This is a genomic window from Caldicellulosiruptor bescii DSM 6725 (assembly GCF_000022325.1).
Classification (GTDB): domain Bacteria; phylum Bacillota; class Thermoanaerobacteria; order Caldicellulosiruptorales; family Caldicellulosiruptoraceae; genus Caldicellulosiruptor; species Caldicellulosiruptor bescii.
In genome coordinates this window covers 2,456,700-2,479,245 of sequence record NC_012034.1, presented here as the reverse complement: position 1 = coordinate 2,479,245, position 22,546 = coordinate 2,456,700, and the positions used below count along the sequence as shown (strand labels likewise).

At 36.3% G+C, this 22,546-nt stretch carries 16 protein-coding genes and 1 pseudogene; 11 read left to right on the top strand and 6 right to left on the bottom strand.

All coding sequences use genetic code 11. The features are described 5' to 3' along the window. Positions 1-39 precede the first annotated feature (39 nt). The 4 genes from flgG (at position 40) to ATHE_RS11755 (ending at position 3,337) form a co-directional block, all read left to right on the top strand. Positions 40-843, top strand: coding sequence for a flagellar basal-body rod protein FlgG (gene flgG / locus ATHE_RS11770; RefSeq protein WP_015908661.1), 804 nt, complete (start codon positions 40-42; stop codon positions 841-843). A gap of 24 nt (positions 844-867) precedes the next feature. Continuing rightward, positions 868-1,218 carry a rod-binding protein gene (locus ATHE_RS11765; RefSeq protein WP_015908660.1) on the top strand — a complete coding sequence of 117 codons (351 nt, stop codon included), beginning with the start codon at positions 868-870 and terminating at the stop codon, positions 1,216-1,218. A gap of 199 nt (positions 1,219-1,417) precedes the next feature. Further along, on the top strand, positions 1,418-2,233 hold the full coding sequence (locus tag ATHE_RS11760; RefSeq protein WP_015908659.1) for a sugar phosphate isomerase/epimerase family protein: 816 nt from the start codon (positions 1,418-1,420) through the stop codon (positions 2,231-2,233). A gap of 3 nt (positions 2,234-2,236) precedes the next feature. After that, a complete protein-coding gene (locus tag ATHE_RS11755) occupies positions 2,237-3,337 on the top strand; it encodes a Gfo/Idh/MocA family protein (protein WP_015908658.1) in 1,101 nt (366 codons plus the stop codon). 126 nt (positions 3,338-3,463) lie between these two features. Here ATHE_RS11755 and ATHE_RS11750 read toward each other — a convergent pair whose 3' ends face one another. The 4 genes from ATHE_RS11750 to ATHE_RS11735 all read right to left on the bottom strand — a co-directional run bounded on the left by ATHE_RS11750 (position 3,464) and on the right by ATHE_RS11735 (position 7,866). Next, entirely contained in the window at positions 3,464-4,231 is a 768-nt protein-coding gene (locus ATHE_RS11750) for a sugar phosphate isomerase/epimerase family protein (RefSeq protein WP_015908657.1), read from the bottom strand. Positions 4,232-4,287: 56 nt separating this feature from the next. Further along, positions 4,288-5,172, bottom strand: a complete 885-nt coding sequence (locus tag ATHE_RS11745) for a carbohydrate ABC transporter permease (RefSeq protein WP_013429291.1) — start codon at positions 5,170-5,172, stop codon at positions 4,288-4,290. Between the two features lie 21 nt (positions 5,173-5,193). Further along, complete coding sequence (locus ATHE_RS11740) at positions 5,194-6,147, bottom strand: ABC transporter permease (RefSeq protein ID WP_015908656.1); 954 nt, start codon at positions 6,145-6,147, stop codon at positions 5,194-5,196. Between the two features lie 117 nt (positions 6,148-6,264). After that, the gene (locus ATHE_RS11735) at positions 6,265-7,866 is read right to left on the bottom strand and encodes a type 2 periplasmic-binding domain-containing protein (RefSeq protein ID WP_015908655.1); all 1,602 of its coding nucleotides are present in this window, start codon (positions 7,864-7,866) and stop codon (positions 6,265-6,267) included. Between the two features lie 305 nt (positions 7,867-8,171). Between ATHE_RS11735 and ATHE_RS11730 the strand changes: the two genes are divergently transcribed. Further along, complete coding sequence (locus tag ATHE_RS11730; protein ID WP_015908654.1) at positions 8,172-10,493, top strand: helix-turn-helix domain-containing protein; 2,322 nt, start codon at positions 8,172-8,174, stop codon at positions 10,491-10,493. Positions 10,494-10,571: 78 nt separating this feature from the next. On the opposite strand, the gene ATHE_RS11725 is transcribed toward ATHE_RS11730, so the two are convergent. After that, on the bottom strand, positions 10,572-12,857 hold the full coding sequence (locus ATHE_RS11725; RefSeq protein WP_015908653.1) for a transketolase family protein: 2,286 nt from the start codon (positions 12,855-12,857) through the stop codon (positions 10,572-10,574). 338 nt (positions 12,858-13,195) lie between these two features. Here ATHE_RS11725 and ATHE_RS11720 point away from each other — a divergent pair, with 338 nt between their 5' ends. Continuing rightward, positions 13,196-14,146, top strand: coding sequence for an AEC family transporter (locus ATHE_RS11720; protein ID WP_015908652.1), 951 nt, complete (start codon positions 13,196-13,198; stop codon positions 14,144-14,146). Here the strand turns inward: ATHE_RS11720 and ATHE_RS11715 are convergent. Continuing rightward, positions 14,139-15,371, bottom strand: coding sequence for an MFS transporter (locus ATHE_RS11715; protein WP_015908651.1), 1,233 nt, complete (start codon positions 15,369-15,371; stop codon positions 14,139-14,141). The two genes, ATHE_RS11720 and ATHE_RS11715, sit on opposite strands and share 8 nt — an antisense overlap. A gap of 323 nt (positions 15,372-15,694) precedes the next feature. On the opposite strand from ATHE_RS11715, the gene ATHE_RS11710 reads away from it, so the two are divergent. The 5 genes and pseudogenes from ATHE_RS11710 (at position 15,695) to ATHE_RS11690 (ending at position 22,005) form a co-directional block, all read left to right on the top strand. Next, positions 15,695-16,717: a rhamnogalacturonan acetylesterase gene (locus ATHE_RS11710; RefSeq protein ID WP_015908650.1), complete on the top strand. Its 1,023-nt coding sequence runs from the start codon at positions 15,695-15,697 to the stop codon at positions 16,715-16,717. Positions 16,718-16,858: 141 nt separating this feature from the next. Next, the gene (gene glmM / locus ATHE_RS11705; protein WP_015908649.1) at positions 16,859-18,208 is read left to right on the top strand and encodes a phosphoglucosamine mutase; all 1,350 of its coding nucleotides are present in this window, start codon (positions 16,859-16,861) and stop codon (positions 18,206-18,208) included. A 316-nt stretch (positions 18,209-18,524) separates the two neighbouring features. Further along, entirely contained in the window at positions 18,525-20,360 is a 1,836-nt protein-coding gene (gene glmS / locus ATHE_RS11700) for a glutamine--fructose-6-phosphate transaminase (isomerizing) (protein WP_015908648.1), read from the top strand. 120 nt (positions 20,361-20,480) lie between these two features. Next, positions 20,481-20,887, top strand: a pseudogene (gene tnpA / locus ATHE_RS11695) (IS200/IS605 family transposase). Continuing rightward, entirely contained in the window at positions 20,881-22,005 is a 1,125-nt protein-coding gene (locus ATHE_RS11690) for an RNA-guided endonuclease TnpB family protein (RefSeq protein ID WP_015908646.1), read from the top strand. The pseudogene tnpA and the gene ATHE_RS11690 overlap by 7 nt, the downstream one beginning before the upstream one ends. Positions 22,006-22,546 lie beyond the last annotated feature (541 nt).

Genomic DNA, 22,546 nt, shown 5'->3' with positions numbered 1-22,546 from the left:
CGAGAAGATTTAGAAATGTAAAGGAGGAATGAGGAAAAAATGATGAGAGCACTTTATTCTGCCGCTCTTGGTATGAAAGCGCAGCAGACAAATGTTGATATCATATCCAACAACCTTGCCAATGTTAATACAACAGCTTTCAAAAAAGACAAGGCTGAGTTCAAAGATCTTTTGTATGAGACCCTCTCAAGAGCAGATGTTGTTGCAGGTGATGGAAAGCCTGTAAGTCTCCAAATAGGTCATGGTGTCACAATCTCTGCTATAACAAAAAGCTTTGCAGAAGGAAACTTGGAGAGGACTGAAAACCCGCTTGATCTGGCAATTCAGGGGGAAGGATTTTTTGTTGTATCAACTCCCAACGGCCCAAGATATACAAGGGATGGGAGTTTTAAAGTTTCCAATGTTGAGGGGCAAATAAAACTTGTGACTTCAGATGGATATCCTGTTTTAGCAGAGGGCGACACTGAGATTGTTCTTCCAGAGACTGCAATCTCAAGTATCACAATAGATGAAACAGGAAGGATTACCTATAAGGATCAAGATGGCCAAATTCAGGATTCAGGTTTTAAAATCAAGATAGTAAGATTTATAAACCCTCAAGGACTTTTAGCAGAGGGAAAAAACCTGTATAATGTTTCTGCTGCATCTGGTGACCCTATGTCTGAAGAGGAGATGGAAGGTCAAAAAAGCAGGATTTTGCAGGGATTTTTGGAGATGTCGAATGTTCAAGTTGTTGATGAGATGGTAAAGTTAATTATTGCTCAAAGAGCGTATGAGATAAATTCCAAAGCTATCCAAACAGCTGATGATATGCTTTCCATGGCAAACAACCTGAAAAGATAAGTTTTATAAGGCAGGTAATTGTGAATGAGTGAGGTATCAAACATTAAAATTCAGGCAGATTATCAACGGGGAATTGGTAACTCTGTCATAGACAAGCTTGAAAAAGCATATTCTGAGAAAGATAAACAGAAACTCAAAGAAGCGTGTGAAGAATTTGAATCGATAATGCTTTCCACCATTTTTAAACAGATGCAAAAGTCGATACCCAAAGGTGGACTTTTTAAGGAAGGCATTGCAGATGATATCTTTAACGACATGTTTGTTGATGAGGTTTCAAAAAATGCTACAAAACAAGGTGGAATAGGTCTTTCCAAGCTTTTGTATGATTCTATGATAAAGAGAATTGAAAATGAATATAAATTCAAAGAGAAATAAAAAATGGCTGGCATAATTTTGCCAGCTTATTTTTTTTGGTTTTATTGTTGAAAATGAAAATCAATAGGTGTAAAATATATTTAAAAACACATAAAAACAAAAAATCTTTCTTAATCACAATTTTTATAGTTTTTTAAAGTTAACTTTTTGTTATGGAATTATGTCGAATGGAATTTGAACAAGGGGGTTTGATGAGATAATGTATAAATTTATATTCTCAGCATTTGGAGATGAGATATCAAGCAGTTTGGATGAACAAATAGAGGTTTTGAAAAAACATGGTATAGAGTATTTAGAATTTCGGTCTGCAAATGGGAAAAACATTGCAGATTATACTGAAAATGAAGCAAAAGAAATTATAGAAAAGTTGAAAGATAGTGGTATAAAGGTTTCAGCAATAGGGTCTCCAATCGGCAAGGTTGATGTAAACTGCGACTTTGAAAAGTATCTTGAACTTTTCAAGTACATCCTCCATCTTGCGCACATCCTTGAGACAAAATACGTACGCATCTTTTCATTTTATGTTCCAGATGGTGAAGAAGAAAAGTATACAGATGTTGTCATAGAAAGGCTTTTGAAGTTTACTGAAATTGCCAGAAAAGAAAATCTTGTTCTTCTTCACGAAAATGAAAAAGAGATTTATGGAAGCAATGCTGAAAGGTGTTTTAAAATCCTCTCTGAGATCAACTCACCTAATTTGAGAGCAACATTTGACCCGGCCAATTTTGTTCAGTGCAAAGTAGAGGTCTATCCTCATGCATTTGAGCTTTTAAAGGATTATATTGAGTATGTACACATAAAAGACGCAAAATTTTCAGATGGAAGTGTTACCGTTGCGGGCGAGGGTGACGGAAGAATAAAAGATGTGATAGAAGCACTAAAGATGATAGACTTTTGTGGTTTTTTGTCGATTGAACCTCATCTTAACAATAACCTTCCTGGTGGTGGACCTGAAAACTTTGCGAGGGCTTATAGAGCAATTAAAAAGATCATCGATGAGGAAGGAGAGATTTAAAAAATGTCAAAGCTTAAGTTTGCTATTGCGGGCTGTGGGGTTATATCAAAGACACATGCGATTGCTATTTCAGCTCTTTCAAGTGATGCGGAGCTTGTTGCTGTGTGCGATGTTATAGAAGACAGAGCAAGAAAACTTGCCCAAGATTTTGGTGTGAAAAAGATATATACTGATTATGAAAAAATGCTTCTTGATTCTGATATAGATGTTATTTCAATCTGCACACCATCTGGTATGCATGCTGATATGGCAGCTTTAGCAGCCGATAGCAAAAAACATGTCATTGTTGAAAAGCCCATGGATATAACATTGTCTAAAGCTGACAGAATAATAGAAGCTCAAAACAGGAACAATGTGGTGATTTCTATAATTTCACAGCACAGATACAGCGATTGTATGCAACTTTTAAAAAGGCTCATGAATGAAGGAAAGTTTGGCAACATAGTTTTAGCAACAAGCTACACTAAATGGTACAGGTCGCAAGAGTATTATGACAGTGGTGACTGGCGTGGGACATGGAACTTGGACGGTGGCGGTGCGCTCATGAACCAATCAATACATTACATAGACATGATCCAGTGGATTGTTGGAAAGGTTGTGGAGGTTTTTGCCTATTGCACAACAAGAGCACATAAGCGGATAGAAGTTGAAGATGGTGCTGTGGCTTGTGTCAAGTTTGAAAATGGTGCGATAGGCGAGATAGTTGGAACAACAAGTGCATATCCCGGTTTTGAAACGCGGCTTGAGATTTTTGGTGAACATGGTTCTGCAATAGCTGTTAACACCCAGCTTGAAAGTCTTTACTTCAAAGATGGGTCTGAGAAGGAGTATTTGGAGAGTTATAAAAAGGATGACAGAGGTCCTGTTGGTGCATCTTCTGCCGCCATCAAAGAAGAAGGACATGTAAGACAGTACAGAGATGTAATAAATGCTATAAAAACCGGAACAAAACCACTTATCCCCGCTGAGGAAGGTAGACATCCTGTTGAAATTATACTTGCCATTTACCTCTCAAGCTTGACAGGAAGACCTGTAAAACTTCCTCTTGAAAGTGATGAGGAGGTTTTAAAAGAGATTGAAAAGATAAAAGGCAAAGGATTTTGAGGTTAGAAATAAAATTGAAAAAATAGATTGTAAAAAGGGCTCCTTTAAAGCTTTATACCCCATTTAAAAACAAATGGCTTGAGAAGTTGTCATTCTCAAGCCATTATTTTATTTTTAAATAATTTCTCAGTCTGAATAATTTTTCACAAGGAAATCAAAGCTCATTTTAAGGCTTTCAAAAGGCAGACGCTGACACACATCCTGTTCAATTATATACCATTCAACTCCTGCCTCATTGCAAGAAGCTATTATTCCATCCCAGTCCAAATTTCCAAATCCTACTTCAAACATGCCTTGTCTGAAATCTTCAATCATTCCCATATCTTTAAGATGTATAAGAGGAATTCGACCTTCTAAACTTCTTATCCACTTTTCAGGGTTTGCTCCCGCAAACTGGATCCAATAAGTATCAATTTCTATCATGAGATATTCTGGATTTGAGCTTTCAATAAAAAGTTCAAACCATGTCTTGCCATCATATTTTTTAAATTCAAAACTGTGGTTGTGATAAGAAAGTGTAATTCCTTCATCTTTCAATTTTTTACCAATTTCATTGCACTCAGCAGCAAATGCTATAGCACCCTCTTGCGACCTGTATTCAGAAGGGGCAGAGGGTATTGCAATGTGCAGGCATTCGTAAATCTTATGTTCACTAATAACACTCTCAATCTCTTCTTTGAGTCTTTCAAAAGGTATATGTGTTGCACATATTTTCAAACCAAATTCATCGCATATCTCTTTTAATCTTTTTGGGTGAATTTTACCAATTCCTGATATCTGAATAGCTTTAAAGCCAATTTCGCTTATTTTCTTAAGGCTGTGGTATATTTCTTCTTCTGTTTTAAAAAATTCACGGACTGTATAAAGTTGTGCAGCTATTTTGTCTTTGTTCATATTGTATTTTCCCCGCTTTTCTTTTGTTTAAGTTTATTTTATTATACCACAAAATATTACTCTTTAATAGCCCCAATCATGACCCCTTTTACAAAATACTTTTGCAAAAATGGATATATACACAGGATTGGTACTGTCGATACGACAATCGCTGCATACTTTATAAGCTCTGTCACAGCAAACCTGTCAGATGCATCTGAAATTCCTGTTGTCATATTCTCTGTGCTGTTCATAATAAGTATCTCTCTTAAAACAAGCTGAAGTGGATAAAGTTCTCTTGAACGCAGGTATATAATCGCACTGAAAAACGCGTTCCAGTGACCTACAGCATAAAAGAGTATCATTACCGCTATCATTGGCATTGCAAGGGGTATCATGATTCTAAAAAGTATTGTCCAGTCCCCTGCTCCATCTATCCTTGCAGACTCTTCCAAGCTGTCCGGCACTGCGTGGAAACCAGTTCTCATTATAATCAGGTTTGTTGTTGAAATTGCACCTGGAATTATCATTGCCCAGATTGTGTCTATCATCCCAAGTGATTGGACAAGAAGGTAAGTTGGAATCATACCGCCACTAAAGTACATGGTAAATGCTATGAAAAACATTATTGGGTTTTTGAGCTTTAAGTTTTTTCTTGAAAGAACATACCCGCCCATTGTGGTAAGAAGAATGTTTATAGCTGTTCCTACAACAACGTAAACAAGTGTATTTCTGTAACCTATCCAAATCATGGGGTAGCTAAGTAAAAGCTTGTATGCCTCAACAGAAAAGTCAAGTGGTCGCAATAAAGGACCTCTATATGCCATAAGCTTAATAGGATTGCTAAATGAAGCAAATATAACATATAGCATTGGATACAGCATTGTAAAGCACAGCAGTCCTAAGAATATATAGTTGAAAGTATCAAATATTATTTCGCCTGCACTTTTTCTTATTTTCATCTTCAAAGTTCACCCCTTTTCTTACCAAAGCGATGTTTCTGTAAGTTTTTTAGCAATCTTATTTGAGAATATGACCAGTAAGAAGTTGATTACAGAGTTGAAAAGCCCAACCGCAGCACCATAGCTATAATCCATCTCCAAAAGACCTTTTCTGTATACATAGGTTGAAATAACATCTGCTGTTTCATATGTCAAAGGATTGTACATCAAAAATACCTTTTCAAACCCGACGTTCATCATGTGTCCAACTCTGAGAAGAAACATTATAACAATTGTTGGCAGTATTCCTGGTATTGTGACATAAAGTGTCTGTCTGAACCTTCCAGCACCATCAATCAGTGCTGCTTCGTAAAGTTGTGGGTCTATGTTTGAGATTGCAGCAAGGTACACAATCGAGCCCCAGCCAAGGTTTTGCCAAATACCCGAGCCAACGTAAAGTGGTCTGAACCAGCCAGGTTCTGTCATGAAGGAGATTGGTTCTGATAAAATACCGAGAGATTTTAAAATCTGATTTATAAGACCATCTCTTGCAAAAAAGTCCATAATCATACCAACAATAACGACTGTTGATATAAAGTGTGGCATGTAGCTTACTGTCTGAAGAGTCCTTTTGTATATGCTGTTTTTGATTTCATTTAAAAGCAGTGCAAATATTATCGGTGCAGGAAAGCCAAATATGAGGTCATAAACGTTTATGAGTATTGTATTTCTGATTATTCTCCAGACATAAAAGCTATCGTAAACAAAGAACTCTTTAAACTTTTCCAAACCAACCCATGGACTGCCCCAAATACCTTTTGCTGGTGTAAAGTCTTTAAAAGCTATTTGAAGACCGTACATAGGGATGTAATGGAATATAAAATAATAAGCCACAACGGGGATAATCATTAAATAGAGGCTTTTGTTGCGTATAAGGTCTTTTTTGAGTTCTTGCCATCTACTTGGCTGATAAGACTTAATTGTTGCTTTTTCCATAATCCTTTGAACCTCCTCAAAGAAGATTTATAAAAAGAGCCTTGCAATAAGGTTTTTTAAGAAAAGCGATAATTTTTGCCTTGTTGCAAGGCTCTTTTTTCTTATGCATATTTTATCTTATTTTCTCTTTTTCCATCTGTCATATGCAGCTTGATAAATCTTAATAGCCTCATCAATCTTCATTTGTTTAAGAGTTTTTACAAATGCATCAACATTTGTTGCTTTTCCAGTCATAAGTCTTAAGAACATTTCATCATAGTACGTGTTGACTGTATTCATAATATTTGCAAGTCTCTTGGATTCTTCGTCTGTAAACGAAAGTGGTGGCAAAATTCTGTCATTTTTGACATCAGACCATTTTTGCATGACAGCTTCTTTTTGTTGTGGATACATCATTTGAATCTGTAGATAATACTCATCAGCTTGAGCAAAAGGACCGCTGATTGATGCACGAGCATATTTTGCTAAAGCTTCTGCTGCAGAAAGTCCCTGTGGGTTTTTCAAGATTTCATCTGTATAGTAAACCTTGCCATCTTTCTTAATATAAGACTTTCCAAGTACACCATAGTTGAACGCTTCATATCCTTCTTTGCTGTAACCCCAGTCAAGCACCTTCATAGCAGTTGGTATGTCTTTACATGCAGTAGTTATAGCCGCGCTTGTTCGAGCGAACAAGAACTCAGCCTGTCCTAAAAGTGGCTGTTCACCTTTCTTGAGCACAGGGAACTTGGTAGCTATTATATCTTTCTTCAGGTTCAAGAAGAAGCCCATATCGCCAGAAAGAAGTCCTATCCACGCACCAATTACATCGTTTTGAACATTTGCTCTTATAACCTTCTGGTTCATTGTTAGGATATCCGGGTCTATGAGGCCCTCTTTCCACCACTTCTGAAGTGTTGCTATAAACTGTTTGTATTGTGGTTCTAACGGACCATATTTGACCTTTCCATTTATCTGGAAGAAATCTGTTTTTATTCCCCATGCACCAACTAAGAAGGAAGAATAATCAAATGCATATCTCGGGTTTGAAGCATTTCGCAGAATTGTAAATCCTCTTTCATCCTTTTTGCCATTGCCGTTTGGGTCTTTTGTTACAAATGCTTTCAAAACCTTGTACCAGTCATCAACTGTTTCTGGTTCTTTTAATCCGAGCTTTTTCAACCAATCATTTCGTATTTGAGGTCCATAGTATACGCATGCAATTTTTGGGTTTGTTCCACGAAGAGCTGGGAATCCGTAAATGTCACCATCGTCTGTAACAATAAGTTTTTTGATGTCAGGATGTTGCTGTAAGTATTTTGATAAATTTGGAGCATATTTTGGCATATAGTCATTGAGCCTTATGATTACCTTATCAAGCATTGCTTTTACAGGTCCACCAGGATAGTTATCAACCCAGTTCCACTCAATGATGTCTGTCAGCTGTCTTGATGCAACCATTAAGTTGAACTGGTCTGTCTCTCCGCCAACCGGTGGGTGCTTGAACACAATCTTTACCCCAAGTTTTTTCTGCAAAAGCTGGTAAGCAGCAATTGAAGAGTAGCTGTTGTAAGATGTTGCAACCTTGGGGTCAAGACGAACAAAATAGGTAAGTGTTGGTATTGTTTTTGCATAAGCTATTGAGGTTGATGAAATAAATGCTGGAATTACAAGCGATAAGGCAAATGCAATAACTACGATAATACTTAAAACCTTTTTAGAAGATTTGAACCAATCCATCTTTAAACCTCCTCGTTTTGAAAGTTTTTATTGATTTTTTCCAAATTACCCGCGACAAAAGTTTATTGTTTTTAGCAACTTGTCAGCGGGCTTTACAGCTTTTATTATAAAGGGGAGGTGAGGCTTTTTGAAAGAGGAAAATGTTAAGGTTTAAAGGACAATATTAAGCTTCTTAAAAATGTACTCATCATTTATATTTTCTTTGCAATTTGTTTCATTGCTTTTCAATATTGCTTGTATTATAATTGAAATTGCCCAAAAATGAGGGTTTAAATATATGATATTTGAGGAGGATTTTTTTAAGTATGTTCAAGAAAATATTGTGGCGATTTATCTTTTCATATCTTGTTATTTTTATCATTCCGCTTTTGATAGGTATTGGGTCTTATTTTAGTATAAAAGACATCATGATGAGTAGCCTATATAGATATAACAAAACTGCACTTACTCAGCTTGAGGACAAGGTTGAGAATGAGATTGTAAAGTCTGTTGAATCTCTTGCAGATTGGATAAATTTAAATCCATATTATTTTATTTTTCTACCTGAAGCCAAAGAAGCGCTTGACAGCAGTGACAGACTCCTTAATATCAGAAATCTTTGCAGAGAAATATATTCACAGACATATAAAAATTCATATATAATTGATGCTTTCATATACATTCCTTCTGAGAACCTCATTGTAGGTCCGTCATATACTACAACACCTTATAACTACTATACATATATAAACAGACCGCTTGATATGAGCTATGAAAAATGGCTTGAGTTTTTGAGCGGCGAATACAAAATGAAATATATACCTTCTTTTAAAATAAAAGCAGACTATAAAAATCTTTCTACAATTGTATTCGCAAATACTTTATCACGATGGATAATAGATGGTAAAAATGCAAATGTGTTTGTAATAATAGACCAAAGCAAGATTGTCAGTACAATGAAAGAAATTGTAAGCTACCCTAAAGGGATACTTTGGATTCTGGATAGAGACAACAATCAAGTTCTTAAAGTTTCTGCAGAAAAGCAGAATATATTATTGCCAAAACTTAACTTTTCAATATACAATGACTTTACAATCAAAGAGCTTACATTAAACGGTGAAAAATGGATAATATATTATGTTATATCACCTATTTATGGTTGGAAATATATATCCATGGTACCTGTTGACAGTTTTTTTGAAGAGATACGAAAAATACGTAATCTGAGCCTTTTTCTTCTTGGATTTATGAGTATTATTGGCAGTATACTTATATTTTTCTTCAGTATGCAAAACTACAGACCGCTGAGTGAGATAAAGAGATTGTTGCAAGCAGGTAGTGAAGTAAAGAGTTCTGAGCCTGAAAAGAACGAATTTGATTTTATAAGAGACCTCGTTGTTCAAACACTTTCTAAAGAAGAGGAACTGAAAAAGCAAATAATGAGATTTTCTCCAATTATAAAAAATAATTTATTGTATCAGTTGCTTCTTGGCAGTGCATTGCCTGAGAACATAGGTGAATTAGAACTAAAAACCCTTGAAATGCAAAAACAAGATGCAAAATTTTTGGTATGTTTGATAGAGATAGATGACTGCTCAGGGTTTATAAAAGAAGAAAGTGATAGTGAATATTCTCTTGTAACTCTTGTTGTTACAAACGTTATGGATGAGCTTTTAGAGACATATGGTTTCAAACACTGGGATGTTTTGTTTTCAAGGACAAGGTTGAGTGTTATTGTTGAAATTAATGATAATGTTAAGGATAGTATTAAAGAGCTTTCAGAAATATTTGAAAATATGATAGAGTTTTTAGAGAAAAACTTTTCAATTTATATGTCTGTAGGTATAAGCGGGATGGTTATGGGCATAATAAATTTAAAGTTTGCATATGAGCAGGCCGAAAAAGTTCTTTCATTGAAATTTGTAAAGCCTAATATGAAGATTTTCAAGTTTTCTGAGCTCTCTCAAGATATAACGTCCGAAAAGGAGTTTTTACCCAAAGACATTGAAAACAAAATTATAAATGTTGTTAAAGAAGGTAAGGTTGAAGGGGTTTATGAGGTATTTGAAAATATCAAAAATCATATAACAGCGGCAAACTCACCTCATATGGCCAAGATGATACTTATATATCTTTATGGGCTTTACTATCAACTTTTAAACAGTATTCCAAACAAAGTCGGGGAAAAACAAAAACCTGAACCAGAAAAGGTTATGAGGTTAATAATTGAAGAGAAGAATCCAAAAAAGGTCCTTCAAACAATACAGGAAGACTATAAAATACTTGCAGAGAATGTGATAGTTAACAAGCAGAAAATAGGCAATGACCTGATTTCAAATATTTTGGACTATATTCATCAGCAGTATTCAAGCTCAGAGATATCACTTTCTACAATCGCAGATAAGTTCAATATAACTCCGCAGTATCTTTCAGCAATCTTCAAAGAAAAGACAGGGCAGAATATAAGCGATTATATCCAGAACTTGAGAATGCACAGAGCAAAAGAACTTCTTCTATCAACCGACTATTCGGTGTCTCAGATTGCTAAGATGATAGGATACACAGAGGTAAGTGGGTTTACCAAGGCTTTCAAGAAGTTTGAGGGTGTATCTCCCAACAAATTCAGAGAGCTTAACAAATCACAGTAAAAAAAGAGCGGGAGGGAGAAGATTGAGATTTCTTCTCATCCCGCTAAAATTATCTTTAAATAGATTTGCTGGGGGATGCTATAAGATATTTTTCAACATTGCAATTCTTTTTTCTCTGTCCTTTACAAACCTTTCAATGCCGCTGTATATGCTGTCGCAATCAAGGTGCGCTTCTTTTAAAACCTCATCAACTGTTCCACCTGTTCGCCAACTATCATCCCAGTCGCTTGAAAGTGAGTATTCTTCAGACACTTTTGAAAATATCCAGTCATGCATGAGCTTTTTGCTCTCGTTTGTGATTACCATGGAGTCTATCCAGTCTTCAAGCGGCAGAACCTTATTTCTGTACTCATCTTCCTGCATCATGAAAAGTTCAAAGCTTGGTGCAGCAATTATCTTAAGGTTAAAATCTTTTCTAAGCTGAGGCAGAAGTTTTATTAAATTGTAGGTTGTGCTTGTGCCCCTGACAATTATCGTTCCGTCCTTTCTTCTATTTGGGTCAAAATCATTTATGATATACGCTCCTTTCGCGGCTTCAAAATGTGACGGAATACCAAGTGCGTTTCTGTCTGGTATTTCAATTGGTGGTCTTGTAAGATGCAGAGCTATGTTGTTTATGTCAGTTGCAAGTGCAGCGCCAAGTAAAACGGGTACTTCGTTGTGTTCCCAAGGGTAAAGATTTATAATCTTTCCTTTCGGTAAAAGCTGCAAAACTCCAGGTTCAAATATCCCAAAGTGTGTTCTTGAATCTTCAGCAGTCTCCGGGCCAGAATGACCTGCTACCCAAATGACCTTGCCAAACTTTATTGGTGAGTCTTGAGCCATTTGTGAAAATAGCCTTATTGCGCCATATTTGAGATACATAAATGACCCATATGTTGATGTTATAGCCCAAAAACCATTGAAATCTTCATATGGATTTTCACTCAAATTTACTGTTGCCAATCCTGCACACACACCAGCATTTAAAAACTCTGTTATTGCAGATGGTAAAACTGCTCCGTTTATATTTTTTTCTCTATCATACACTCCAAATCCACCAAAATCATCTTTCCCAAGACCAAAACCGTGAAGGTTTGTTGACTCTGTAAGGTCAGCAGATGTTGCAATCACAAGAGGTCTTCCGTACTTTCTGCCGACCACACCGTTTATATACATTCCCCATTTTGCTAAGGCTGCTCTGTTTGGAACGTTCTCACCTGGCTTTGCAAAAAGCCACTCAGGATAGTTTTTGTAATCATATATAGCCGGGTCTTTATATGGGTTCTGGTTTAAAACAAATGTTGAAGGTGCTTCTTTTGGCAAAGCTTCTGCAATCTCAATAAGTGTGTCTGTGATATACTTTAAAAGCTCTTCATCTTTTGTAAGTACCTTATTTATAATCTTGAGGTTTTCTTCCCATTGTTTTTTCTCTTCATCCGGATCAGATGGCGCAGGTTTTCCAAAACCCACAAATTCAACACTGTACTTTTCCATGAAAGGTTTTCTTGTCTCCCAGAAAATCTCTGAGTTTTTCTTGTGGGGCACACCGTGAGATTTGTTGTCATACACACCATACTCATATCCTTTTTTGGTCTTAAACCACATGAGATTAGGAATATTCTCATCTGCCTCTTCTACTCCTCTTTTGATTGTAAAGTAAACATCCTGCCAACTATGACCGTTCATTGTTCCATGAACCTTCCAACCATGAGCAGAAAACCACTCTTCAGGTGTGCCATATACAACAGATGAAAATGGTCTGTCATCTATTCCAAAATCGTTCCAGTCCAAAAGCCAGAAAAGATTACCAAGTCCATATGCCCATGCACCATTTTGAGATTCATGTGTGGCACCTGCTGTCAGTGCACCTTCACCTTCAACTAAAAAGACTTTTACGTTTTGAAGACCTGCTTTTTTGAGCGCCAAAGCTTGTCCAACAGATGCTGGAAGACCATGAGCAGAGGGTCCTGTGTTGAATTTCAATAGCAGTGTCTTTCTGCTTGACTCAGCATGCCCGGGAAGTCCGCCTCTGTGCCTGAAAGTGAGAAGGTCGTAGTATCGTACAAGTCTATCTTCAGCAATCAAATATTTTTCATCTTTGGTTTGTCTGTACATCTCATCAAAAGCATCACCAATAACTGCAAAAATAGAATAAATAATTGGTATTGTGTGTCCGGCTGAGAGAATTAGCCTGTCGTTGAATCTATATTCAGGCTTTCTAATGTCATATAACATCTTCTTTCCAAATAAAAGAGAGATAAGCATGTGAGCTTTTGAATGAGACCCACCAGGATGACCACTTTGCCTGTAGTTCAATGTAAAATCAAGATACTGATATGTTATGTCTTTGATCTTTTCCCAGAGCTGAAATTCTCTCTCCATTTTAAGCCTCCCACAAAATTATTCATGATTTCTAACACTTTGACCTTAATTATAACAGCAATCAATAGCATTTTAAAGTGGATTATTTTAAATCTGAAACGAAAATTTTAAGATAAATGTTTAACAAAACACATATTTATTGAATTTTCAAAAGCCAAAAGCCATAAAACATTTTATAAATTCCAAAATAAAAATATTGGAATTGTATTTAATTATGTTGACTTTTTGAATTAAAGAATTTACAATTTAATATTATCTACTTTTTAAAGGTTTAGTGTTATAATATTTTGAAAGCCATGCAAAAAATTTGACAAGAAAATTGTCAGGGGGGCTTTATATTGTTACATACATTTGTCAATGCTATACAGGGTGTACTGGTTATTTTATTTGTCCTGATGCTCGGATATTTTCTTGCAAAGTATAGGTGGTTTGACTCAAAAGTATCAGACCTTTTTGCAAAGGTTGTTGTAAATGTGTCGCTGCCACTTTATATGATAGTAAACCTTACTTCGACCTTTACAAAAAATGAGCTTGAACATTCGGCAAGAGGACTTTTGATTCCATTTTTATCAATCCTGCTTTCTTACAGTATGGCTGTGATAATTGCAAGAGTTGCAAATGTAAAAGTTCACAGAAGAGGTCTTTTTGCTGCAATATTTTCTCTTTCAAATTCGATATTTGTAGGACTTCCTATGTCTCTTGCGCTTTTTGGAGATGTCGCAACACCTTATACTTTGCTTTATTACATGGCTAACACAACAATCTGGTGGACACTTGGTGTATATGGAATTATTAAGGACAACAGAGAAGAAAAACAAAATGTTTTGAGCATAGATACCCTGAAACGTATATTTAACCCGCCTCTGATAGGATTTTTGATAGGAGTTGGTCTTGTACTTTTGCAGATAAAGCTTCCAAAATTTATATTTGATAGCTTTAAAATGGTAGGAGGGCTTACAACCCCCCTTTCCATCTTCTGTGTTGGAATAACAATGTACGAGATGGGATTTAAAAATTTCAGATTAGACAAAGATAGCATTTTAGTATTTGCAGGCAGATTCCTTATTACACCTTTTATCACTTGGCTTCTTTCACATTTTATTCCCGTTCCCAAACTCATGCGAGATGTGTTTATCATAATGTCTGCTATGCCTGTGATGGTAAATTCAGCTATAATCTCAAGAGTATATAATGGTGATTATGAATTCGCTACTGCTATGATTACATATTCTACTGTGTTTTCGGTTGTAATAATGCCATTTTTGATGGTATTAATTAAGATTATTTAGTTTTTTCAAGGTTCTTTTTCTTAAATGTGGTGATAAGAACCATTGTGGTCAAAGCTATTGTAGCAAGGCCAGGTATGTAAAATCCAGCCCATGGAGAGATTTTTTGTGAAATTGTTCCTGTAAATAGATTTCCAATTGGTGTTGTTCCAGCATTGCAAAGAAAGTAGATACTCAGAACCCTTGCTCTGAAGTCATCACTTGATGAAAGCTGCAAAAGTGCGTTTGCGCTTGTGTTAAAGCTTATTGCAAGAAGCCCTACAAACACAAATAGTACGCAAGCAACTGCATAGCTTTTGTTAAGACCAAGAAAAATGTAAACTATTGACACAGAGAGGATGAACTTAAAAAGGAGATTTAAATTAATCTTTTCCTTTCTTCTTGTAGCTGTCAAAAATGCGCCCATCAGTGAGCCAATGCCCATCGATGACATCAAAAAACCAAAACCTGTTTCATTTCTGCCCAGAGCAAGTTTTGCATACACAGGAATAAGAACATTAAAATTGAGAATAAATATGCCCATGATTAAAACAAGCGATATTGCTCTCAGAAGCACTTTGTTCATATATACATACTTGAGCCCTTCAACCACCTCTGAAAAAACGCTTTTACCATTTTCCTCTTTTTGAGGCTCTTTGGCGTCAATCAGAAATACACCTATAATAACTGGCACAAAACTTATAGCATTTGCCAAAAAACACATTTCAATTCCTGCTGTTGATATAACCAAGCTTGCGACAGCAGGGCCTATGATTCTTGCAAGATTAAAAATCATAGAGTTAAGACCAACAGCGTTCGGCAGGTCTTCTTTTCCAACGAGAGTTATCATATAAGACTGTCTTGCAGGGTTATCAAATGTTGTTACAAGACCTCTTAAAATAGCTAAAACTACTAAGTGCCAGTAGCGAACTGTGTGAGTATATGTAATCAAAAATAGAATGAAAGCAAAGAATAGAAGAAGGCTTTGAGTTAACAAAATAATCCTTCTTTTTTGCCTTTTATCAAGTATTGCCCCTGCAAAAAGCGAAATAAACATTACAGGTACTTGTTCACATGCAGTGACAATACTAAGAAGCAGTGCTGAATTTGTAATGCTTAAAGCCAGCCACTGCATTGCCATGTTCTGCATCCATGAGCCAATCACCGATATTGCCTGCCCAAACCAGTAGTATCTGTAATTTTTGTGCCGTAATGCTCTAAAAGGTCCTGAAAATAATACATATTGCATTAGTCAACACCTTCTTATGATATATTGAGGAATATGTTTGAATATTGTGGATATATTTATCATCACCTCTCAATATTAATTTTGAATATAATTAGCTTTAAAATTATTATAACATCTGAACTATTAACAATCAAATAACACCTATCAAAAATGGGCAGAAATCACAAATTTAATTATTCATTCTGCACAAATAATAAATTATTTGTAATTTTAAGAGGAGTTTAATAAGATTTAGTGTTGAAATAATGTGTATTTTTGTTGATTTATTTTGATGGAAAATGTAAAATATATATGAAATAAAGGTCAGACAAGGAGGGATTTATATGGAATTCAAATTCAATTTTGAACCCGTGATGAAAAGTGATTTTATAAATGTAAACAGAAGTAGTATTTACAAAAGTGACAAGAAATATGGTTTTGAGTCTTTCAGATTCAGAGTGGACTTGCCAAATAAGAATTATGATGTAAAGATTGTGTTTAAAAATCTCGAGGTTGATGTTGCAAAAGCTAATGTTATGGTTTTCCCAAGAAGAATAATGTTAAAGGATTTAAAAATAAAATATGGAGAAGTATTGCAAGAAGAATTTACTGTCAACGTAAAAGATGAAAGAATAGTATTTGAAATTGAAACTGATGGGGCTGAGGTTTGTAGTATAGAAGTTAAAGAGGCCCAAAAACCTATTGTTATTTATCTTGCTGGAGACTCTACTGTTTGCGACCAGGAAAATTTGCCTTATGCCGGCTGGGGTCAGGCGTTTGGCTGCTTTTTCAAAAAAGGAGTTTCTATTTCCAATCATGCTTACTCTGGGAGATCATCTAAAAGTTTTATCGAAGAGGGAAGGTTAGAACAAATTCTTCAGACCATAAAAGAGGGTGATTATCTTTTCATCCAGTTTGGTCACAACGACCAGAAGGATGATAAAAGATATACTGTGGCAAATACTACATATAAGATAATGTTAAAGGTTTATATAGATGAAGCACGAAAAAGAGGAGCTGTACCGGTTTTAGTGACACCTGTTGCACGAAGACATTTTGATGAAAATGGGAAAATTGCTGGTAGCGGACTTCATTTTGATTACCCTAAGGCTATGAGGGAGTTGGCAGAGGAAGAAAATGTTTTTCTGATTGATTTGCTTCAAATGAGTTCCCAGCTTTATGAAAAACTTGGGGTTGAAGAGTCAAAAAAGCTCTTTGTCTATGCAAAGCCGGGTGAATATCCTCAGTTTCCTGAAGGTGTAGAAGACAATACGCACTTTAATATGTATGGTGCTTATGAGATTGCAAGGCTTGTGGTTGAGGGGATAAAGAAAGTAGATTTAAAACTCAGAGAATACCTGAGGTAAAAAATTTTGTTCATGCTGCCTGAAAAAATTTCTCTGGCAGCTTTTTTTGTCTTTAAAATAAATGTTCACATTGTTATTTTTCAAACATAGGTATATAATAGATAAAGTAATAAATCACTTTCATATGAAAGGGGGACGAGAATGGGAAAACTTTTTGGGACAGATGGTGTGAGAGGCGTTGCAAATAAAGAACTTACATGCGAACTTGCGTTCGACTTAGGAAGAGCTGGGGCGTATGTACTCACTGAAATGCACAAAAAACCTAAAATCTTGATTGGCAAGGACACAAGAATCTCATGTGATATGCTGGAGGCAGCCCTCTGTGCAGGACTTACCTCGGTAGGAGCAGATGTGTACTTGGCAGGAGTTGTTACAACACCTGCAATAGCTTACTTGGTAAAATCACATGGGTTTGATGCAGGGATTATGATATCTGCATCACACAATCCTTATGAATTCAACGGTATTAAGTTTTTTAATTCTCAGGGCTTTAAGCTTTCTGACCAGATTGAAGAAAAAATTGAGGACATTATTTTAAACAAAAAATGGGATGAGGTTCCACACGCTCAATTTGATGCAATAGGAAGGGTAAATAGGGTTGATCTTAAAAAGGATTATCAAGAATACTTGAAATCGACATTAAATGGAGCAAGCTTCAAAGGGCTTAAAATTGTCATTGACTGTGCAAATGGTGCAGCATATAAGATAGCTCCAGAAGTTTTTGAAGAACTTGGTGCAGAGGTTGTGGTAATAAATAACCAGCCAGATGGTACAAATATCAACAAAGAGTGTGGCTCTACACATCTCAAAATGCTCCAGCAAGAAGTTGTTAAAAACAGAGCTGACTTTGGCATTGCATATGATGGTGATGCAGACAGGACGCTTTTTGTTGATGAAGAGGGCAATATTGTTGATGGCGATAAAATAATGCTTCTTTTGGCACAAAATTTAAAACAGCAGGGAAGACTAAGTCGCAACACCTTGATTGTGACAGTCATGAGCAACATGGGGCTTTTTGTCGCGGCAAAAGAGCTTGGAATAGAGCTTGAAGTTACAAAAGTTGGAGACAGGTATGTTTTAGAAAAGATGCTTGAAGGCGGATATTCGATTGGCGGTGAGCAGTCAGGTCACATAATACTTTTAGACTTTGCAACAACAGGCGATGGAATTTTAACCAGTCTTCAACTGACAAAGCTTATAAGAGAGAGTGGTAAGAAGCTTTCTGACCTTGCAAAGATCATGAAGGTATATCCTCAGGTGCTTGTAAACGCTAAGGTTGAAAATGGCAAGAAAGACCTTTATTCAAAAGATCCTGTAATTTTAGAGGCAATCAAGAAGGTTGAAGAAAAGCTAAACGGTAAAGGAAGGGTTTTGATAAGACCATCTGGCACAGAGCCTTTAATCAGGGTAATGATTGAAGGTGAAGACTATGAAGAGATTAAAAAAGATGCGGAAGCTCTTGCAAGCTTGATTGAATCAAGGCTTTCATAAAATAAAAGTTTCTGAGCCAAGTTAAAAAGGCCTTTTTAAAAAAGGCTTTTTAAAAGCGCCAGGACCTCTGGAAATTATAGCGCTATTGCCTTTGCGCATTTTTTCCAGAGGTTGACGAGGACTGGGGAGAATCGAGGTTTTCGGCGGGTGCCCCAGCGGGGTTTTGCCTTTTTCCCTCGTAACTTTCTGCTACAAACCCCGGAAGGCAACTTCTGGGACAAAGGCAGAAAGAAAAAAAGGCTTATATCCTTGTATTTGCTGGGACAAATTAGCAGCTTGGAAATTAAATATAAAGCTCAAGAGGAGGACAAAAACAATGTGCGGAATTGTTGGCTATGTTGGCACAAAAAACTGTGTTCCTATTTTGCTCTCTGGGCTTAAAAGACTTGAGTACAGAGGATACGACTCTGCCGGTGTGGCAGTTATCAATATAGATAAATCAAAGATTGACATAGTAAAGACAAAAGGAAGGCTTACCGTTTTGGAAGAGAAGCTAAATCAAAATCCCATTGAAGGTTTTGTTGGGATTGGTCATACAAGGTGGGCAACACACGGTGAGCCGTCTGATGAAAATTCTCACCCGCATGTGAGTCAAAACGGCAAGATTGCAATTGTTCACAACGGAATCATTGAGAACTATTTGAAGCTGAAAGAATTTCTAATAAAGAAAGGTTACACCTTTGCATCAGATACAGACACAGAGGTTGTTGCTCATCTTATAGAATATTACTATGACGGTGACATTTTAGATGCATTTATAAAGACCCTTGAAAAGATACAGGGGTCATATGCGCTTGGTGTTCTTTGTCTTGACAGACCGGATATGATACTTGCAGCAAGAAAAGACAGTCCATTAATTGTGGGACTGGGCCAGGATGAAAACTTCATAGCATCAGATATCCCAGCTATTCTGGAGTACACAAGAGATACCTATATTCTTGAGGAAAATGAAATTGCCATTGTGACAAGGGATAAGGTAGAGATTGTAAACACTGAAAAAGAGCCAGTTAAAAAAGAGGTATTTCATGTTACATGGGATGTATCAAGCGCAGAGAAGGGCGGCTATGAACATTTTATGATAAAAGAGATAATGGAGCAGCCCAAGGCTATCAGAGATACCTTGACAGGAAGGCTTCCAGACAGTGGTTTTGAAGTGAACCTTGATGGAATTAAGATTACCAAAGAGGATTTACAAAAGCTTAATAAAATATTTATTGTTGCATGTGGCACAGCATACCATGCGGGGATTGTCGGAAAACATGTCATTGAAAAGCTTACAAGAATTCCTGTCGAGGTTGACATTGCAAGCGAGTTCAGATACAGAGACCCAATCGTAGATGACAATACATTAACAATTGTGATTTCCCAGTCTGGTGAGACAATAGACACACTTGTTGCAATGAGAGAGGCAAAGGCAAGAGGTTCAAGAACGCTTGGTATTGTCAATGTTGTTGGATCGTCAATTGCAAGAGAGGTAGATGATTGTCTTTATACATGGGCAGGACCAGAGATTGCGGTTGCATCAACCAAGGCTTATACAACACAGCTAATATGCCTGTATCTTATTGCGCTTGACTTTGCGACAAAGCTTGGAACAATTTCCTATGAAGAGTTTGCAAATATCAGAGATGAAATAAAGAGACTTCCTGAAAAGGTTGAGTATGTTCTGACACACAAAGAGAACATTCAAAAATATGCATCAGAGCATTTCAATGCAAAAGACATCTTTTATTTGGGAAGAGGCTTGGACTTTGCGGTTGCAATGGAAGGATCTTTAAAACTCAAAGAGATTTCGTACATTCACTCAGAAGCATATGCAGCAGGTGAGCTAAAGCATGGAACAATAGCACTGATTGAAGACGGAACATTTGTAATTGCGCTTGCAACACAAGAGAAGCTTTTTGAAAAGATGGTGAGCAACATAAAAGAGGTAAAATCCCGTGGTGCTGTTGTGTTATCTGTTGCACAGGAAGGAAATACCGAGATAGAAAATGTGTCAGACCATGTTTTATATATTCCAAGAACGCTTGACATTTTAGCACCAGTTTTGACAGTTGTGCCTTTGCAGCTTTTTGCATACTACACAGCAGTCCAGAGAGGCTGCGATGTTGACAAGCCAAGGAATTTGGCAAAGAGTGTGACTGTAGAGTGATTTAAAAGGGGACTTTTATTTAACAGACTTTTCGCAAGAAGTCTTCATCTTCTATAAGACGGAGATGAATTGCAGTTGATAAATATTCAGTTTCGGTATATAATAAAACTGGTGATGATTATGAAATTTGACTCAAATAAACATTCAGTGTTTCTTCTCTACTACCATTTGATTTTAGTGACAAAATACAGAAGAGATGTGATAGATGAGAAAATTTCAAAAAGATTAAAAGAAATTTTTGAGTACATTCAACCCAATTACAACATAACCATAGTTGAGTGGAATCATGATAAAGACCACATTCATGTTTTGTTCAAGGCAACTTTTACAACACCACTTTCTAAGTTTATAAATGCTTATAAAAGTGCCTCTTCAAGACTCATAAAAAAAGAATTTCCTGAAATTAAGCAAAAACTATGGAAGGAATATTTTTGGCAAGAAGTTATTGTTTGCTGACAAGTGGTGGTGCTCCAGTTGAGTTAATTAGAAGATATATTGAGAGTCAAGGTGAAAAAAGAAAATGCTAAAAGCATATAGGTATCGGATATACCCTGATAAAGCACAGGAAGAATTTTTTGAAAAGACTTTTGGCTGTTGTAGATTTGTGTGGAACAAGATGTTAGAAGAAAAGTTAGAAGCACTGAGACAGGGTAGAAAGGTTCCAAGAATAACCCCAGCAAGATATAAAAAAGAATACCCTTTCCTGAGAGAAGTAGACAGTCTTGCTCTGGCAAATGTTCAACTTGAGCAGGAAAAGGCGTTCAGAGACCATTTCAAAAACCCGAAACATTTTAGAATGCCGAAGTTTAAGAAAAAGAAAGATAAGCAGTCATACACAACAAACAACCAGCAACCCAAAAATGGTAATGAGACAATTAGAGTAGATTTTGAAAAAGGGTTTACTTACTTGCCAAAGATAAAAGGTGGAATAAAAACAGTATTTCACAGAAAGTTTGAAGGGAAAATAAAATCTGCAACAGTTGCGAAAACAAAAGCAGGCAAGTACTATGTAAGTATACTTGTAGATGTACAGGACCCAAGAAATGATGTAAAAGAGCCAAAGAATATTGTTTGTGGGATAGATTTAGGTTTGAAAAGTTTTGTGACAATTATAGGTGATACAGGGATTTTGAAAATTGAATATCCGAAGTATCTAATTAAAGGCGAGGAGAGATTAAAGAGGTTACAGAGGCAGCTGCTGAGGAAGAAAGAGGGTTCTAAGAATTGGGAGAAGGCAAGAGAGAGACTTGCAAAAGAGCATGAGTATGTAAAAAATGCAAGGGAAGATTTTTTGCACAAGCTTTCTAAGGCCATCATAGACGAGAACCAAGTCGTGGTGGTCGAAAGTCTGAACGTAAAGGGACTATCAAAAACAAGATTATCGAAACACATTCTTGATAGTTCATGGTCAAAGTTTTTAGAATATCTTAGATACAAGGCAGATTGGTATGGCAGGAGAGTTATAGAGGTAGATAGGACATTTCCATCTTCGAAAATGTGTAGTAGATGTGGATATATCAACAATGAGTTAAAATTGAAGGATAGGGTATGGAAATGTCCTGAATGTAGAACAATCCATGATAGAGATGAAAATGCAGCGAAAAACTTGAGAAACTATGGGATTGTATATATAAGCGACAAGTAGGGAGGGAACCCCCCGAATTTACGCCTGTGGAGATTGGACCTCTACTACCGGGGATTTATCTTCCGGTAGCAAGTCTGGTCGATGAGACAGGAAGCCTCCACCTCTTCAGGTGGATGGTAGTTCACAGATGCATTGGGAATGGATATAAAGGCAATAATCGGGGCTAACAATCTTAATCCCATTGGTGCAGTGAATGAAAGAAAGGATGTACTTGAGAGGGCTTTTGAGGTGGGAAAAGAGATTGTGAAAGGGTAATAAAATTTAAAATTTGAAGATAGAAGTTAATAATTGCAGTAAATAATTACAGTAGGGATAAGTGCAATTGCTGAAAATTGAGAGCTCAAATTTGCACTTATCCCTAAATTTTTTCTTGTTGAAAATAGTTGATAAAAGAGTTATATTTATGATTTGAAAGAGGATTTTCCAAAAAGAAAGTTAAAAGAATTTAAATGAGATTGGGGTGGGGAGACAAAGTCTTGAAAATGCAAAAAGTTCAAGAATGTTGTTGACAATATAACTTATAAGTTATATAATTGAGGTG

What these genes read in the sequence shown, in the direction of transcription:
- flgG (WP_015908661.1), top strand. Translation starts at nt 40, where the DNA reads ATGATGAGAGCACTTTATTCTGCCGCTCTTGGTATGAAAGCGCAGCAG.
- ATHE_RS11765 (WP_015908660.1), top strand. Translation starts at nt 868, where the DNA reads ATGAGTGAGGTATCAAACATTAAAATTCAGGCAGATTATCAACGGGGA.
- ATHE_RS11760 (WP_015908659.1), top strand. Translation starts at nt 1,418, where the DNA reads ATGTATAAATTTATATTCTCAGCATTTGGAGATGAGATATCAAGCAGT.
- ATHE_RS11755 (WP_015908658.1), top strand. Translation starts at nt 2,237, where the DNA reads ATGTCAAAGCTTAAGTTTGCTATTGCGGGCTGTGGGGTTATATCAAAG.
- ATHE_RS11750 (WP_015908657.1), bottom strand. Translation starts at nt 4,231, where the DNA reads ATGAACAAAGACAAAATAGCTGCACAACTTTATACAGTCCGTGAATTT.
- ATHE_RS11745 (WP_013429291.1), bottom strand. Translation starts at nt 5,172, where the DNA reads ATGAAAATAAGAAAAAGTGCAGGCGAAATAATATTTGATACTTTCAAC.
- ATHE_RS11740 (WP_015908656.1), bottom strand. Translation starts at nt 6,147, where the DNA reads ATGGAAAAAGCAACAATTAAGTCTTATCAGCCAAGTAGATGGCAAGAA.
- ATHE_RS11735 (WP_015908655.1), bottom strand. Translation starts at nt 7,866, where the DNA reads ATGGATTGGTTCAAATCTTCTAAAAAGGTTTTAAGTATTATCGTAGTT.
- ATHE_RS11730 (WP_015908654.1), top strand. Translation starts at nt 8,172, where the DNA reads ATGTTCAAGAAAATATTGTGGCGATTTATCTTTTCATATCTTGTTATT.
- ATHE_RS11725 (WP_015908653.1), bottom strand. Translation starts at nt 12,857, where the DNA reads ATGGAGAGAGAATTTCAGCTCTGGGAAAAGATCAAAGACATAACATAT.
- ATHE_RS11715 (WP_015908651.1), bottom strand. Translation starts at nt 15,371, where the DNA reads ATGCAATATGTATTATTTTCAGGACCTTTTAGAGCATTACGGCACAAA.
- ATHE_RS11710 (WP_015908650.1), top strand. Translation starts at nt 15,695, where the DNA reads ATGGAATTCAAATTCAATTTTGAACCCGTGATGAAAAGTGATTTTATA.
- glmM (WP_015908649.1), top strand. Translation starts at nt 16,859, where the DNA reads ATGGGAAAACTTTTTGGGACAGATGGTGTGAGAGGCGTTGCAAATAAA.
- glmS (WP_015908648.1), top strand. Translation starts at nt 18,525, where the DNA reads ATGTGCGGAATTGTTGGCTATGTTGGCACAAAAAACTGTGTTCCTATT.
- ATHE_RS11690 (WP_015908646.1), top strand. Translation starts at nt 20,881, where the DNA reads ATGCTAAAAGCATATAGGTATCGGATATACCCTGATAAAGCACAGGAA.